Origin of the sequence: Tenacibaculum agarivorans (assembly GCF_001936575.1) — a bacterium.
GTDB lineage: Bacteria > Bacteroidota > Bacteroidia > Flavobacteriales > Flavobacteriaceae > Polaribacter > Polaribacter agarivorans.
Map to the genome: position 1 here is coordinate 1 of NZ_MSMP01000055.1, position 18,179 is coordinate 18,179.

At 30.6% G+C, this 18,179-nt stretch carries 5 protein-coding genes and 1 pseudogene; 1 reads left to right on the forward strand and 5 read right to left on the reverse strand.

The window, feature by feature from the left end:
• The 4 genes and pseudogenes from BVC87_RS22100 to BVC87_RS22110 form a co-directional block, all read right to left on the reverse strand.
• Positions 1-2,137, reverse strand: a pseudogene (locus BVC87_RS22100) (hypothetical protein); the annotation flags it as partial.
• A 42-nt stretch (positions 2,138-2,179) separates the two neighbouring features.
• Positions 2,180-2,353 carry a hypothetical protein gene (locus BVC87_RS23725; RefSeq protein WP_200799225.1) on the reverse strand — a complete coding sequence of 58 codons (174 nt, stop codon included), beginning with the start codon at positions 2,351-2,353 and terminating at the stop codon, positions 2,180-2,182.
• 107 nt (positions 2,354-2,460) lie between these two features.
• Entirely contained in the window at positions 2,461-12,489 is a 10,029-nt protein-coding gene (locus BVC87_RS22105; protein WP_075344582.1) for a T9SS type A sorting domain-containing protein, read from the reverse strand.
• 231 nt (positions 12,490-12,720) lie between these two features.
• On the reverse strand, positions 12,721-14,364 hold the full coding sequence (locus BVC87_RS22110; protein WP_075344583.1) for a tetratricopeptide repeat protein: 1,644 nt from the start codon (positions 14,362-14,364) through the stop codon (positions 12,721-12,723).
• A 367-nt stretch (positions 14,365-14,731) separates the two neighbouring features.
• Between BVC87_RS22110 and BVC87_RS22115 the strand changes: the two genes are divergently transcribed.
• Positions 14,732-17,365 carry a T9SS type A sorting domain-containing protein gene (locus tag BVC87_RS22115; protein WP_083629700.1) on the forward strand — a complete coding sequence of 878 codons (2,634 nt, stop codon included), beginning with the start codon at positions 14,732-14,734 and terminating at the stop codon, positions 17,363-17,365.
• Between the two features lie 102 nt (positions 17,366-17,467).
• Here BVC87_RS22115 and BVC87_RS22120 read toward each other — a convergent pair.
• Positions 17,468-18,179 (reverse strand): T9SS type A sorting domain-containing protein (locus tag BVC87_RS22120; protein ID WP_143569882.1); only part of this gene is annotated, 712 nt, incomplete at its 5' end.

Genomic DNA, 18,179 nt, shown 5'->3' on the forward strand with positions numbered 1-18,179 from the left:
CAATTTGTGTAGACCACATTAAGGTTCCTGAACCATCTGTAACCAATACTTGATTAGCTGAACCATCAACAATAGGAAATTCATAATTACCTGCAATATTTAAACTATTTGCTATTTGCATTTTTCCAGCTACACTAATTGCTGCAACTGGAGTTCCACTAGGAGTTCCCCATGTCCAACCACTAGCTGTATTTGAACTCATAGATGTTTTAATACTTGCTCTGGTAACAGGTCCATATTTGTAATTGTCAGCAAAGCCATATGAAATTTTATATATGTTACGACCACCAAATTCAATACCATTATCTTCTCCAGCATTAAAACGTATTACATTATCTCTCATGTTAAGCATTGTTGTCGCAGTATGGTCCCCTAAGTTATCTTTAGTTGCAGCAGACCACTCTGTTCCGCTCCAAGTATATAATTTTTTTTCATCTGTATCATACACCATCAAACCAGCTTCAGTTTCTCTAATTCCGTAAGAAGATGTATTTGTAGGAGATGTAGGTTCTAAGGCTTCACGTTCAGCCGTAGTCATTCTATTAACAAAAAAGCCTTTATTTGTTCCTGTTAGATCTAAAGAAGAAAACTCATTAGGGGCATCTGTTCCAATTCCTACACTAACAGGATTTGTAGCTCCTCCTAATATCATTGTATTTGCTTCACTAGCATTAGCAGAATTCCCTATAGCAATTGCATTATTTCCACTTACAGTGGCATTATATCCAATTGCAATATTATTTTTTGCATCAGTATCTCCTGTGGAGTTGTCGATAACATCATTAGAACTTGCTCCGTAACCTATAACTATTGCTCCATTGTTTTGAACTATTGAACTTGCACCTATCGCTACAGCCTGTGTATTATTTATATCTACGGCATCTCCAATACCTACAGAAAAAGATTGAGAAATATTAGCTTCATTCCCTAAACCTACTGAGTTTTCAGCATTAGAATTCATACTAATGGCATTTCCTAAACCAATGGATTTAGTTCCTCTTACATCATGATTTTGTCCTATAGAAATAGCAAATTGTCCTTGATTACGACCATTATATCCTATCATAATAACATCACTTTGTCCTACATATGAACTAGCTCCTAGAAAAGTAGTTCTATAACTCTGTGTATCATTTCTTCCTTGGAAATCGGCTTTCCAGCCAATACCTACATTATCTGTTCCTTCTCTATTAGTACCACCAGTCATTGCTCCTAAATAAGTATTTCGATTTCCATTTAGAGAGTGTCTTGTACGATTATTATCATGTCCAGCTCCATATCCTATAAAGGTATTTCCATCTCCAAATTCATTATTCGCTCCAGCACCATAACCTAAAAAAGTATTAGCAAAACCATCTTCATTATCAGCCCCAGCACCTGAACCAATGAAGGTATTTCCTTCTCCAGTAGTATTATCTTCTCCAACTGAATTTACATTTACAGAAAAATCATAATCAGTACCATTTCCTAAACGTCTGGGTAGTGTACTACTTGCTTCTCCACCAACAAAAGTATTTCCACTAGCGGTAGTGTTTTCTAATCCTGCTCTACTTCCTATAAAACAATTGTCAGAACCAGTAGTTAAATTATATCCTGCATCTTCGCCTATAAGCACATTATCTCCACCCGTAGTCAATGATCGTCCAGCTTCTTCACCTATAATAACACTGTCGAAACTTGTAGTTAATGATAAACCTGCTTCAGTACCAATTACTACATTGTCAGTTCCAGAAGCAGTTCTAGCTACAAATTTACCTATGTAAATATTATCTACTCCAGATTTCATTTGATCTCCAGCGAAAGCTCCTATAATAATATTGTCTGTATTTTCTCTAAGCGTACCATCTGGATTAAAATTATATGCAGCACCAGCCATAGGCCCTATAAATATGTTATAACTAGCTCCATCTACAGAAGCTCCAGCTCCTGAACCTAAAAAGAGATTCCAATCACCAGTAGTTAACGACCCTCCAGGTCTATAGGTTAATGAACCATTATAAGGTAATGGTGTACTTGTTACCGTAGATTCTGTAGGTGTTACTGTTCCTCCAGCTACATAATTCTGAGTTTGAGCTGTTACATTTAATATATTTCCAATGCAGAAAATAAGTACTAATTTTAGTAATTCAAATTTCATAAGTAGAGGGATATGATAATTATAAAATATATTTTTAAATTGTTAAAACCCATCAAAACCATCTCCTGGTACTTCAGGAGATGATGCTTGTGCTTTTTTAGGATTTAAAATTAAATAGGTTCCTAAGGCTGTTAGCGCTGTATACTTTCCGTAGTTTCCTATCTTTTGTAAGGCTTCTTTTCTTGTTAAAACTTCTTTATTTTTATTTATTTCCATATAATTCTAATTTGTGATAACAAATGGCTACTTATCTATAAACAGATTGCCTTACTTCGATAAACTCAGTACAAGCCTTTCGTTCCTCAATTGTAAAGACAATCTTTTTACTTTTCAAATAGTATTTTCTTACTTATGGTACCTTGTTTAGAGGTTAGTCGTACAATGTATACTCCTGTTTCTAAAGTTTGAGGAGTAACACGTAATTGTGCAGTACTCTTTCTATTTTCAGTGTATACTTCACTCCCTAAAATAGAGAATAGATGTATTGTCACCTCAGTTCCTAAATCCAATCCTGTAATGGTTACCTCTTGTTTTCCAGATTTGAAAATATTGATATTATCTATATTTAATTCATCTTCTTTTACATCTAATACAGTTCCTTTAGTATGTAAATAAAATCTTCCTGTTCCTGAGATTTTAGCTTCTGTTTGAAAAGTGTAAGTATTATTTTTACCTAAGTCTATAAAGTTACCAGTTGTTGTATCTTCTAAATAGATGTTAACATCAGAAGGCAACGCTTCAGCATTTACTGATATCTCTACTATTTTATCTGCTTCTGAATTTATTCCTAATGGGATACTCATATTTTCAAAATCTGAAGTCGGTAAAGACTGAATGGTAAAATCTTTTCCTTCTGAATCTTCTACTAAATGTGTGAAAACATCAAAAGAAGCTCCTTTAAAATTTCCAATATCGTAACCTGAATCTAATCCTTTCGTTGTACTTCCTATATAGTTGATTTTTGTCTCTACTTCTACTCCATCTTGAGTTGCTACTACCTGAATACTTGGTGTATTTATTTCTCTAGAGAATGTTTGTACTCCCGTAGCATCCGATAATCGTTGATCCTCTTTGAAGCTAATTGAAGAAGCTCCTGCTTTTGTTTTCACAAAAAATCCTTGTCCAACTGTTAATGAAGTGTCTGAATCCAATAGAGTTTTAGCTACATACTTGTTTTGAGTAGCGTCCCAAGTATAAACACCAACATAAACAGGATCGAACTTATCTAAGTTTTCTTGAATAAAATTGTTATTTGCATTATTATTAATTGGTAAATACGCTGTATATGGACTTCCTAAAGCATTCCATTGATCTTGGTTTACTACAACCGAAACATCATCAGTTTCTAAAGTTCCTGTAAAATGGATACTTCCATCCGTAGCTCTAGAAATAATGTAACTTTTACCTTTTTCAAAAGTAATAGTATTCGTGGCTAAATCGTCTGCTGTGTAGTATACCCATTTCGTCCCAACAGCTTTGCTATCGTCGTAATATGCTACGGCATATCTATTTGGTGTAACCGTAGTATTTACTCGTATATTATTACTTGTATTTTCTACAAACTCTTTAATACTTTGACCAGAGACTGGTGCTGTTACTAAACTCCATGTATTGGCTTGTAAACCTGCTCTTTCATAAGTAATAGTTCCATTAGCTGTTCCTTTTACTATAAAAGTTCCACTTGTAGCTACTGAAGAATTAATAGTAATTGTTTCACTACTGTTTAAATCACCATTTACAATTGCTGCTCCATTATCTTCCACTGTGAAAGATGACAATTGCTGAATTTCTAAATCGTTCATTTCAGCTGTAACACCAGAATTAATACTTGGTGATGTAACAAATACTGGAACTATTACGTTTTGTGTTGTTGTTGCTACTGAATTCCCAACCCAGTTTCCATCATCTGTCCAATCCGTTCCATTTGCTCCAGACCAAACTGCATTATTACAATCTTCACTAAAACTTGCTGTAGCATCTTTATCCCAAGTTGATAGGAATGCAGCTGAAGCGTCATCTACCTCAATACAGGTTAAATAATCATTGAATCTGGCATTAAAATCAGCCATTAAATTGTTATTCCCATTTCTAACATCTAGTGATACTAATAATGTTTGTGTAACTCCGAGTTCTTCTAATTGTGGACAATTGGTTACATCTAAAGATGTGTATTGATTCTTGCTCGCTCTAAGTACTTTAAGGTTTGGATTATTTACCGTTAATGTTCTTATTTTATTTGATCGTAATTCTACTTCTTCTAATGTTGGTATAACTGATAAATCTAATTCTGTTAAATCATTCTCTGCAACATCAAGGATTCTTAAGTTTGAATTACTACTTAGATCTAAAACTGTTACATCATTATAGTCAAGATTTAAGGTTTCTAGAGCAGCGAACGCTTCAATTCCAGTTATATCTGTAATATCTAAACGTTCTAGATTTAGATTAACAACTATTTGTATTTTTTCTGTTGGTACTTGATTATCATCTATTATTCCATTACCTAAACTTGATGTATCTCCTAAAGCAACTACATTTCCATTAGCATCATGAGTTTCTAAATAACTTTCAAAATTCGCATCCGTTATATGCGTAAAATCACAATATAATGCAAAACTTGTTGTATCATCTTTCTTCCAAATATCTGGGAATAATGGAGTCACTTTATCTGCTTTGATACAAGTTAAACCAGGGTTTCCTAGCGCATCAAACCATGTGAAATTATCGTTATTCCCATTAGCTACGTTTAACGATGTTAATTGGTTATTTGCTATACGTAATTGTACAATACTTGGATACATTGAGATATCTAATTCTGTAAAATTATTATCATTAAGATTTAATAATCTTAGTAATGGATTGTTAGAAATATCTACAGAATTTATACCAGTATCAGAAACACTAAGCGTATTTAAACTACTCAACATAGAAATATCAACATTACCTAAGTTAGAATTTCCATCTAAATATATTTTTTCCAGAATGAGGTTATTGCTTAAATCTAAACTTGCTAAGTTATTGTTAGCTAATGTAACGTTGGTTAGCTTAGTGTTTTTACTTAAATCTATACTTGTTAAGTTCGCATTATTTCGACAAGCTAAGAACCACATATCTCTAAAATCTTCTATACCGGTCATGTCTTCTACTAATCCATTATGCAAGTTAAACCCTTCAGAAACTTCAACTAAAGCTGTATATACATAATCGTCTATTACTCCATTTCCGTAGCCATTATTTTCTAAAAATGTTTCAAAAGCATCATCTGGAACATAAGTCATTCTACAAAACTCAGCATAATTCGCCGTTACATCTTTTAGCCAAGTTCCTAATAATGCCGCAGCTGCTGGATTATCAACTTCAATACAAGTTAAACTAGGATTTCCTGTAACATCAACATTGTCAAGGTCAGTATTATTACCACTTCTTAAATTCAATCCTGTAAGTAATGAATTCTTACAAGATAAGTTATCTAAGGTGTTCTGTTTTACTAAATCTAAATATGTTAACGGTGTACTATCGCATTCTAATGTGCTTAAGTTTGTGTTATTACTCAAATCAATTTCAGAAATACTAGTAGCACTAAATGATAAATAGCGAAGTTCAGAAAGATGAGTTACCTCTAAAATTGTTAAAGGATTTACTCCGCATTCTAGGTTTTCCAATAATGGATTATTTACTATATTTAATGAAGTAATATTGGTATTCTCGCAGTATAGTGATGTTAAATTAGCTTGATTACTTACATCTATTGTTCCTAATCTATTATTCGTAACTGTTAAGCTTGTTAAATCATTATTGCTAATATCTAAACTCGTTAAATTATTATCTCCAACATTTAAGAATTTTAACCCTGTATTTGTTGAAATATCTACAGATGTTAAACTATTGTTTGCAGCCTCTACTCCTTCTAATACTGTTAAACCATTAATATTTAAACTTGTAATTCCAGTATTTTCAAGCGTTACACTTTCTAAAAGGGTATTATTACGTAAATCTAAATCAGTATTAGTTAACGTATTATTATCTGCCCAAAAACGAATTAAACTTTTGAAACTTTCTATTCCAGTAAAATCCTCAATGCCTTCATTTCTTGGAGTTAGTAATTGAATCACTTCAATTTTTCCTGTTGGCACTAAATTATCATCAATAATTCCATTACCTAAACTGTTTGAACTTCCTAAAGCAACTGATCCTCCAAATTCATTGTGAGTTTCTAAATATGTTTCAAAATTTGCATCTGGTATGGTTGTAAATCTACAATACTCAGCGTAATTTGCTATCGCATCCTTTTCCCAATTGGAAACTGATAAGTAAGCCGCATTAGGATCATCTACTTCAATACATGTTAAATTAGGATTGTTTCTAGCATCCATATCTTCAAATGCATCATTATTACCATTCTTAAGGTTTAAATACGTAAGATTGGTATTTCCGTAACACGATATATCATCAAGTTTAGTATTATTTGAAATATCTAATGAACTAATATTTAATTCGTAAGCAAATAAAGTTTCTAAGTCTGCAAGCATACTAATATCCAATTCATCAATAGGATTTCTTCCGATACTTAAAGACCTTAATGCCAAATTATTTTCTAAATTTAAGTTAGTGATGGCATTATGAGATGGTTTAAAAGACTCTAAAACAGTAAGGTTACTAATATCGATACTTTCAATGTTATTATCATGAAACTGTAGATCTTTTAGCAATACATTATTACTAACATCCAAACTTGTTAAATTGTTTTCTGATAGTACTATATCATCTAAACCAACATTGGTAGATATATCAATTGAATTTAAATCACATTCGTATAAATAGATCTCTTTAAGTAATGTTAATCCAGTTATATCAATACTTTCTATATCTAAATCATTACACCTAATTTCATCTAGTTTTGTATTCGCAGTAAAATCCAAATTAAGATTAGCTGTAGTATTATCTCTATGGATAAATCTTTCTAAATCAGTAAAACTTTCTAAACCTGTAAAATCTGTAATGTTAAGATTGTATAATCTTAGTACCAATACCGAATTAATAGCAGCAGTAGTTACGTAATCGTCATTTGCTATTCCGTTCCCCATACTCGTTGGATCTCCAATAGTAACAGTACCACCAGTAGCATTATGAGTTTCTAAATAGTTTTCAAAATTATCATCTGGTACATACGTCCAATTACAATCGTCTCTAAAAACAGCTGTGGCATCTTTTAACCAAACTGGTTCTGTTAAATAAACTGCTGTTGGATCATCTATTTGTATACAGCTTAAATTAGGACAACCATCTACTTCAAATTCATTGAAATTACTATTGTTTCCATTCTTTGCATTTAACTCTACTAACTCATTGATATCTTTTGCGCTAAATTCTCTTAAGTTGGTATTATTACTAATATCTATAGAAGCAATATTTGTTTCATCTAAATTTAACTCTCTCAAATTAGTTAAATGACTTAAATTATAGGAAATTAATGGATTTCCAAATAAACTTAAAGTCTCAAGTGAAGTATTATTCTGAGTATCTAATGAAGTAAATTGATTTAAAGAAGCTATAATCCTGGTTAAATTTACATTAGTACTAAGATCGATGGTACTCAAGGTAGTTTCATGAATTTGTAAATCTTCTAATGCGATATTGTTACTAACATCTAATCCTGTTAAACTATTTGAAGAAATAATTAAATCTTTCAATGCAGTATTTGTTGACAAATCTATACTTGTAAGATTATTTCGAGATACATTTATTGTTTCTAATTTAGTTAACTCTGTAATATTAATACTTGTTAATCCCATATCATTAGCATCAATCCTTTTCAGATTTGAGTTATTGGTAAGGTCTAAACTGGTATTTACGGCATTATTAAAACAGGCTAAAAACTCTAAAGAAGCAAAATCTTCAATTCCTGTAAAGTCTGCAATTCCTTGAAAATTCAGAAATAAGTTAATTACATTTTCAATATTAGCAGTTTTCACAAAATCATCATTGGCAATACCATTCCCCATACTGGTTGGGTTTCCTACTGAAACAGTGCTTCCATTAGTATCGTGAGTTTCCAAATAATTTTCAAAATTATCATCCGGTACATACGTCCAATTACAATCGTCACTAAAACTAGCAGTTACATCTTTTTCCCAACCTGATACATAACTTGCTGAAGGATCATCTACTTGAATACATGATAAATTTGGATTTCCAGTAGCGTATAATTCTATACTTCCACTGTTGTTTCCGTTTTTCAAATTCAGTGATGTCAACTGTGAATTTTGACATTCTATATATTCAATATCTTGACTCGCACTAAAATCAAGTTCCATAATTGCTGTGTTATTTGCATACACTTCAATTAACTTAGTAAGACTACTTAAATCTAAAACTGATAAACCAGTACTACTAACTCCAATATCTTCAAGATTTGTATTACTTGTTACATCCAAAGATGTTAAGGTTGACATATCTTCAAGAAATAAATCCGTTAAATTATTTAGTCCGTTTACATTGATAGTAGTTAATTGATTTTCTCCTGCACTGATATTTTCTAACAAAGTATTGTTTGAAACATTTAACGCAGTTAATGAGTTACCTCCTACATATAATCTTACTAGGTTACTATTATTAGAAATATCAATTGAGTTTAATACAACATTATCTCTAATTCTTAAATCTGATAATAAAGTATTAGCACTTACATTTACTACTGTAAAATTATTTCCATCGATATTAAAATAATTTAGATTTGAGTTCGAACTTACATCAATACTAGACAGATTGTTATTACGAAATTCAAGACGTACTAATTTTGTTAATCCAGAAACATCTACAGTATTTAATCCCATGTCGGAGCAATAAATTTCTGTTAAGTTTGAATTTGCTGTAAGATCTAAACTTCCAGAAGTAACTATATTATCAAATGCTCTTAATTGTTCTAAACTTGCAAAATCTTCTAAACCTGTTACATCAGTAATTCCTTGGTTAGAAATATTTAAAGTAATAATGTTTTGGATTCGTTCTGTCGCTACTTTATCATCGTTTGCAATTCCGTTCCCCATACTTGTTGGGTCACCAACAGAAACAACTCCTCCAGTTGCGTTGTGCGTTTCTAAATAGGCTTCAAAATTATCATCTGGCACGTCAGTTTCTGTGCAGAACAACTTATACTCTGTTTGTGCATCTTTTCTAGGGAATGTTGTATTTGCATAGGTTACATCATCAACTGTAACACAAGTTAAACCTGGATTGTTACGAATATCAAAATCATTAGGATTTAAATTTGTATTATTTCCATTTCTAATATTTAAATAGGTTAATTGATTAAAAGCAATAGATAAATCTTCTAGAACCGTATTTTTTGATACATCTAAACTCGTAATGCTATTACTCTCAGCAAATAATTCAACTAACTTTAAGTTGTTACTAACATTTAAGCTTGTTAAATTATTTTCGTATACCTGTAACTCTACTAATTCTGGATTTTGAGAAAGATCTAAACTGATTAAACCATTACCAACACAATCTAAATCTTCGAGTAAAGGAAGCATAGTAACATCTAAACTTGTTATATTATTTTCATAACACGTTAAACCAGTAAGCTTTACATTATTAGAAATATCCAAACTGTTCAATTGATTTTGAGCGCAGTTTATAGAAGTTAACTCCAAATTTTGAGAAAGGTCTAATGCTGAGATTTGGTTATTAAATGCATCTATTCTAGTTAATTTGGTGTTATTGCTTACATCTAACGATGTCAACTCATTTCTGAAACATTGAATAAGTTTTAATTCTGTATTCTGAGAAATATTTAAACTCTTTAAACCCGATTTATAACAATCTAACCTTTCTAAAGCTACGTTTTGCGATAAATCTAAACTTTCAATTGAATTAGTATGACAGTATAATGTTTTCAACGCAATAAATCCTTCAATTCCTGTTAAGTCAGAAATTGATAAATTATCGATATCTAATTCTTCAACACTTGAAATATTAGAAGTATATACTTTGTTATCATTTGCAATTCCATTACCCATACTAGTAGCATCACCTATTGAAACTACATTTCCATCAGCATCATGCGTTTCTAAGTAATTTTCAAAATTATCATCAGGAACAGTAGTTTCTCCACAATCTAAACGAAAAGTAGCTTCGCTATCCGTATTCCAAGTATTTAAATACGATGCTGTTGGATCATCTACTTGAATACAACGTAACGTTGAATTATTTTGTTCCGTATCAAAAAGTGTAATATTAGCATTATTTCCATTCTGGATATTAATACCAGACATATCAGAAGTTCTAGCTGAAAAACTTGTAAGTGCTGCGTTATTTGATAAATCTAGATAAAAACCAGAGGCTCTATCCATTGATAATTTTTCTAATAACACATTTTGGCTTACATCTAAGTTTCGTAAACTCGTATTATTAGCGCTCAAATCCTTTAAACTAGCTAGGGGACGCACATTTAGGGGGAGAATTTGAAAGTTATCATCAATATTAAGAACCTCTAATGTTGTATAAACCGACACATCGAAAGAAGTAATATTATTTCCTCCAATGTTTAATTCTTTAATAACTGTATTGCTTCCTAAGTTCAGTGTAGTACTATTCGCATTGTTATAAATCAACTTCTCAATTTTTAAATTACTCGATAAGTTTAATACCGTGAAAAATAAATCATGAATATATAATTCTTTCAATTCTGGGAGTTGAGAAAAATCAAACTCATTGAAGTTGTTTTCAGAACAGTCTAAAATTTCTAACGACTCAAAAGCCTCCAAACCATCAAGCTCATCAATACTATTACTTGAAATATTTAAATAGGTAACATCTTTAATTCTTGCTGTTAGCACTTTCCCATCATCTACAACTCCATTTCCCATACTATTCGGGCTACCAACAGGAACAACATTTCCATTAGCATCGTGATTTTCTAAATGATATTCAAAATTTATATCAGGAATGTTTGTTGTACTACAATCTTCAGCAAATAAAGCAATCGAATCTTTTTGCCAAGTACTTAAATAACTTGCTGTAGCATCATCAACCTGAATACATGTAAATTGATTATTTCTAACATCCAAAAAAGTGATATTTACATTGTTACCGTTTTGAACATTTAAATTGGTTAAATCACTACTGTTAGCCGATAAACTTATTAGAGCTATGTTGTTAGAAAGATCAACATCAAAGCCAGATAATCTATCAATACTTAATGTTTCTAAAGCTGTATTACTACTCAAATCAATACTATTAATTGCCATTTCATTACAAGTTAAGTTTACTAAACTTGTTAATGCAGAAAAGTCAATGGTATTTATATCGTAATTCGTACTACAATTTAAATCTGTAAGATTTGATAAATTACTTAAATCTATGCTTGTTAATTCGTTATCACTAATATTTAAGTTTTCTAAGGTAGTTATACTTCCTAAGTTTAATGTAGTAGTTGTATTCGATGAAATGTTCAATTCTTTCAACTTTACATTTGTACTTACATTAATAGTTCTATTACTATTATCAGAACAATCTAAAATTTCTAAATTTATATTTGCTGCAACATTTATGGAACTCATTCCGTTTGTAGCACAATACAGTTCTTTTAAAGCTGTATTATTTGAAAGATCAAAATTACCTACTCCATTATTTGAAAAATCTAAAACTTCTAATGCTGTAAAATCTTCTATTCCTGTAATATCAGCTATCATACTAGATGAAATATCTAATGAAGTCACTACTGCAATCTTTTCTGTAGCTATATAACCGTCAGACGCAATACCATTACCTAAACTAGCTACATCTCCAACAGCTACTACATTACCATCTGCATCATGAGTTTCTAAATAATTTTCAAAATTATTATCCGTAACTGCTGTTAGCTCACAATAATTTTTGAAAGTAACACCTGTATCTACTCCCCAACCTGAATAATAGCTTTGTGTTTCATCATCTACTTGAACACAAGTAAGACTAGGGTTATTAGTTAGATCAAAAGCGTTGACATCAGAATTATGCCCGTTCTTCATATCTACTTCAACTAGATTATTATTTCTAGCAAATACATTGAAAAATCGTTTGAACGATAAATCCAATTTAGTTATATTATTATCACTACAATTAATACTAGATAAACTAGTAAAATCTTGTAATCCTGTTAAATCACTAATTCCTTGATTATTTATGATAAGTGCTGTTACTGACTGGATAGCACTTGTTGTAACATAATCATCATTAGCTATTCCATTCCCCATTCCATTAGCTTCCAAAAAAGCTTCGAAATTGTCATCTGGAACAAATGTTTCTTGAGAAAAGAGAAAGGTAGAACTAATAATTAAAAAAAAGACAAAGGATAATTTTACTTTCATTAAAAGTAGCTTTAAAAATTTTGAATACAAATTAACTTACAAACTTACATTTACACATAAAAAATTGTCAGACAAAAACCAGACAATTTTTAAATCTTAAAAAAAGATGTCAATACTACATCTTAATTTACATACGCAAAATTCTTATAAGTAATTTTAAAATTTGTTTTTTTGAGGTGGCAAAAAGTGGTAAAAACAAATAAAACATTAAAAAACAAAAAGTTAACAAAACTAAAAAATACCTTGAATGAAGCCTTCTAATTCTTCTCCTTGACTTAATCCTAGCTTTTTTCGTATTCTGTATCGTGTGGATTTTACAGCATCTAATGATGAATTTCTAATGGTCATTATCTCTTTAATCGACAGGTTTAGACGTAATAGAGCGCACACTTCTCTTTCCGTTTTTGTGAGAGAAGGATATAATTCTCTAAGCCTGGCATCAAAACCTTTGTTTACCTCAGCTACTTTGGTCTGAATATCTGAAAACTTCCCTTCTGTAGTAATTTGTAGTTGTAGTTCAGCAATTAAAGAATTGAGTTTTGTTTTTAACTTTCCCTCTGCTTGAGGAAGTATTTGACTTTTTATTTGATCTAATAATTCTTGTTTAAAAGTCAAGCGCATTGTGTTATCAGCAACCAATTGTCTGGTTTCCTCTTCACTTACTTTAACTTTTGCATCTAGTAATTCTTTTTGAATTTTTTCTTTCTCAATTCTTTCTTCAAGTATTCGAGCTTTATTTTTATAATTCCTATATGCTAAATAACCAATAGTCAAACTGCTCAATATAGTTATCAGAAATAAAATTCTATATAATCTCTTTTTAGCTTCCTCTTGTTTGGTTAATAACTCTACTTCATTTTTTTCTTGTTGAAACTTATAATTCAATTCGAGAGCTTGAATTCTCTTAATGTTTTCAATGTTAAAAATAGAATCTGAATGCCTATTAAACTTTCTGTAATCAAAGTACGCCTGCTTATAATCACCTAACTTATGCTGTAAAAAACTTTTTCTTAAATAAGCAGTAGATATTCTTTTACGAAAATTTTCTTCTTTTGCAATCATCAATGCTGAATCTGCATAATTTAAAGAGCGTTTATATTCTTTCAAACGTTTATAAATGGAAGATAAGTTATAATATCCTGTTGCTAATGAGAATTTTCTATTTTCTAACTTTGCTCGGATAATACTTTCTGTAGCCAAATCTATAGCCTCATCATATTTTTTTTGATCTCTATAGAGTGCAACCATATTGTTATTCACTCTTTGTATATCTTCAAAACTATCAATTGATTCGAATAATCCTCTTGCTTTTTGATAACAAATCAAGGCTGAATCTAGTTGTTTACTTTGACGAAATGAAACTCCCATCATATTATAGCCTGTAGCAATTCCATGATAGTCTTTTAATTGTTCTTTAATTCCTATAGCCTCTTTATATAATGTAATCGCTTTTTTATGCAACTTTTGAGATCGATATACCATTCCCATGTTATGCATTATATCCGATCCATGTAATGAATCGTTTAATTTTTCATAAATACTCTTCGCTTTTAAATTCAATTCTAATGCTTCAGGATACTTCCCTTCTCTCCTATGTATAATTGCTTGAAAAGTATATGCTTTAGCTAATTGTTGTTCATCTATTTCATTTCCATTATTTTTAATTAATTGAATTGCCTCTTCTATTAATTGTTTAGAAAATGAGAAGTTATATTCATAATGTTCTTCAGCAAAGTTTAACATCAATGCTATTTTCTCTTTTTTATTTATTTCTGTATTTAGTTTATTCTGAAAATTAATAAACGTACTATCTGTTTCCTGAGAAGAAAGAGAAAGAATTAAAAAAAAAGAAAGAAATAATAGAGTTTTTTTCATCGTTTTCAAATGTACTCATAAAACACGAAATGATTTTACCATCACTAAGGTTTATCAAAATGAGATCTTGAATGGATTACATTTTTCCTAAGTGATCTTAAACTTTTTACAATATCTTTTTCCATCAGAAAAAAATCCTAAAAAGAATACTCAAAGCTTAAACGTAAAAAATCAACTTGACATAAACTAGATACACCTACTTTATCTAAAAATCAACAACGTGTAGAGTCCAATCTTTTTTCAAGTATTTTTTAATTTTAGCACTCAGAATTATAATATTAATAAAAAGTAACACTTCTTTAATCCCTTTTTTATCTAATTATAATTTCTCTAAAGTATAGAACAACAAAAGTAAATCCTTTAAATTATGCGTAAGTTTCATCTTTTATTCCTCTTTTTATTTTATAGTTATTTGATGTTTTCTCAGGTGAATGTTGATATTAATTTCGATGTTAATCATATTTTAGGCTCTGTAGATTCTTTCAACAGAGAAAAGTTTATTAACTGTCATTCTGGTCCTAGTGATAATGATTTTAATGGTGAATTAGATAAACTAGACTATCTTATTAATGACTTAGATGTGTACTTTGGTAGAGAAACGGGTCGTATGCGATTTCAAGTAAATCAAGTAAAGGAAGATCCAAGTAGAACTGGTTTTGCTGATCCTTCAGATATTACTAGAGTCGGAACTCAATTCAAAAATAATTATGCAAATTCAACTGTAAGACATGCATATGAAAAAGGAAGAATGATGACTGCTGCTCAAGATGTTCCTTTTTATCCTAATGGACATACCGCAACAAGTCAAGGTTGGTTTTTCTCGCAAAGTGACACCTCATCAGAGCCTTTTGGAACCGCTTTAGGTGAATATATGGGTAGATTTCTTAGAGATGCTCATGGAAATGGAAGTACTACTGGAAATGTAAAACCTATTTGGGTAGAAGTAATGAACGAGCCTATTTGGCCTTTAGTAGATTTTAATCTACATGGAGGAGCAACTATAGATGATGTATTTAAAATGCATGAAACTGTAGCTGATCAAATACGTATATACTCTCCTGACACAAAAATAGGTGGTTGGGCTACCGCATTTCCTGATCTAGAAAAAGTTGGAAGAACTAACACAAATGCTTTTGGACAATGGGAAGAGAGATGGAAAAGATTTATTGACGAAGTTGGTCCTAAAATGGATTTTTATTCTATACATGTTTACGATTTCCCAGGTATTTCTAATGGCTTAGAACAGTATAGAAAAGGAAGTAACATGGAAGCTACTATGGATATGATAGAGCATTACAATACAATTAAATATGGTAGTGTAAAACCGTGGGTAATTTCAGAATACGGATCTCAATTAAATGATTGGTATAATCAACCTTGGTCTGCTTTTAGAGATTGGTTGTTTTTAAAAGCGCAATCTTCTATGATGATGCAGTTTATGGAAAGAGCTGATGTAATAGAAAAGGCAATTCCTTTTTCTGTTATGAAAGCCGAATGGGGATTTGGAAATTTCTCTAACAATGGGGTACCTTATTATTGGAGAATGATGAGAAGAGAAAACGAGCCTAGTGATTACTCAGGAGACTGGATATGGACTGATTATATTAAGTTCTTTGAATTATGGTCAGATGTAAAAGGAAAAAGAATAGATACTAGATCTACAGATCCAGATTTAATGGTTGATGCTTATATTGATGGAAATAAAGCATATTTAATTTTAAATAATATTGATGAAAACAATATTAATGTGAATCTAAATAGCTTTGGACTTAATGGAATTGCAATCAGTAGTACAAAAATTAAACATTTATATTTAGGGTTAGATAACACACCTAAATTAGATATTACTACTGTAAGTACTACTCCTGAGAATATTACTGTAGGTGAAGAAGGTTGTATGATTATTGAGTATACTTTTTCAAATCCTGTTACTATCAATGAAACTTCAAAAGAAGTAAAAACCTATGCAAGTACTTACAAACAAACTATCTCTAGTAGTCAACCCGTAAATTTCACTATTTCTAACATTAAAAAAGGTACTTTTGGTGAAGCTATTTTAAGACTAGGTATAGGAAGAGAAAAAAGTAAAAAAAGAGTCCCTATTTCAATTATTGTTAATGGAAGTAACACCATAACCAATATTTCTTCAGACTACAGAGGTGATGACCAACAAGATCGTCCAAGTTTCTTTGGTGTTTTAGAAATACCTGTTCCTTATAACTTTTTAGTTGATGGAGATAATACCATAGCTATTAATTTTGATGATGATGGTGGTTTTATTAGTAGTTGTGCGCTACAAACTTTTGAATTTTCAAAAGACATTAATAGGTCATCTACTACTACCGCAAGAACTAGATCTATTACCTTTAATAATAGAGCTGATTATTTTAAAAATGGTTCAACAGTTCCAATCGTAGAATTTGGACAAGAAATGTCTATCAATGTAACTTATGCTACGGGTATAGATGCATCAACTGCTACAGAGGAAGACTTAATTTATGTTGCAACCTTAGTAAGACAAATAGATGAAAAAGGAGCTGCCGTAAATTCAAGTACTTTTACCGTATCAGTTCCTGATTCTGCTGATAATACAGGAACTTTAACTTATAACTATACTATACCTACCACATTTGATGATGGCACTACCATACCTTCTTCATCGGAATTACCTACTGGACATCAACTACTATTAATCGTTTTTATGTCTGTAGATAACAATGCTAATTTTGCCAATGCAAATGATGTAATCCAGATAGAAAAAAAAACACTTTCTACTCCAGATATAGAAAAGACTGAGAATACCATAGAATTATATCCTAATCCTTCTAGTGATATTGTTACTATTAAAGGAAAATTTAAATCATGGAGATTATATTCTACCATGGGACAATTACTATTAACAGGAAAGGAAAAAGAAATAAATGTTGCTAAACTAGCTTCTGGAACTTATTTTATCACTTTCAATAACATCAGAGAGAATCTAACACTTATAAAAAAGTAAAAAAGACTAACTCTTATTTTTATTTTTGATCATAAAAAAAGCGGTAAATAGTACCGCTTTTTTATGTTCTCTATTTTTATAGATTACTAAATCAACTCCTAATTATTCAATAATCATTTTCTTAGTATCTATTTTATGACTATCTACATATAATGTATAATAGTAAACTCCGCTAGGTAAAGATGAGCTATTAAAGAATATTTCTTGCTCTCCTTTTTCTTGTAAAAAGACAGTATCTATAACTTGTCCAGAAGTATTACTAAATACTATTGCTGCTTTATCATTATGTTGAGGCACAAAATATTTGATTGATGTGGTATTATTAAATGGATTTGGTATATTCTGATATAAAATAGGCTGTTTATTTTTTGAAAAAACTTCTCCTGTACTTAATGTTCCACTACAAGCACATTTTTCTATTTGTTCTACTCTAGATAATAGATCGTTTATTTGAGTTTGCTGAACCGATAAAATTGGGGCCAAATCTACATCTACAGATCTTCCGTTTTCTATTGCTACAGTTAATACCGTTCCTGAAAGAGTAGCTGAAGCTAAATCTTGACTATCTGAATTTTCAAATACAGATAAATCTACACTATTTCCATTAGCTATGCTTAGATTATTTCCTGATATTGTTAATATTTGCGCATCTGTATTATCCAAGTAACCTGATAAATCAACTGTTTTACTACTTCCTGAAATACTCAATTCATTAGAAGAAAAATCCAATTCTTGACTATCGGTATTATCCAAATATTTTCCTAAATCAACTGAAGTAGCATCGTTACTTAAACTCAAGGTGTTTCCTGATAAT

Coding starts and splice junctions, on each gene's coding strand:
- BVC87_RS23725 (WP_200799225.1), bottom strand. CDS start 2,353: ATGGAAATAAATAAAAATAAAGAAGTTTTAACAAGAAAAGAAGCCTTA.
- BVC87_RS22105 (WP_075344582.1), bottom strand. CDS start 12,489: ATGAAAGTAAAATTATCCTTTGTCTTTTTTTTAATTATTAGTTCTACC.
- BVC87_RS22110 (WP_075344583.1), bottom strand. CDS start 14,364: ATGAAAAAAACTCTATTATTTCTTTCTTTTTTTTTAATTCTTTCTCTT.
- BVC87_RS22115 (WP_083629700.1), top strand. CDS start 14,732: ATGCGTAAGTTTCATCTTTTATTCCTCTTTTTATTTTATAGTTATTTG.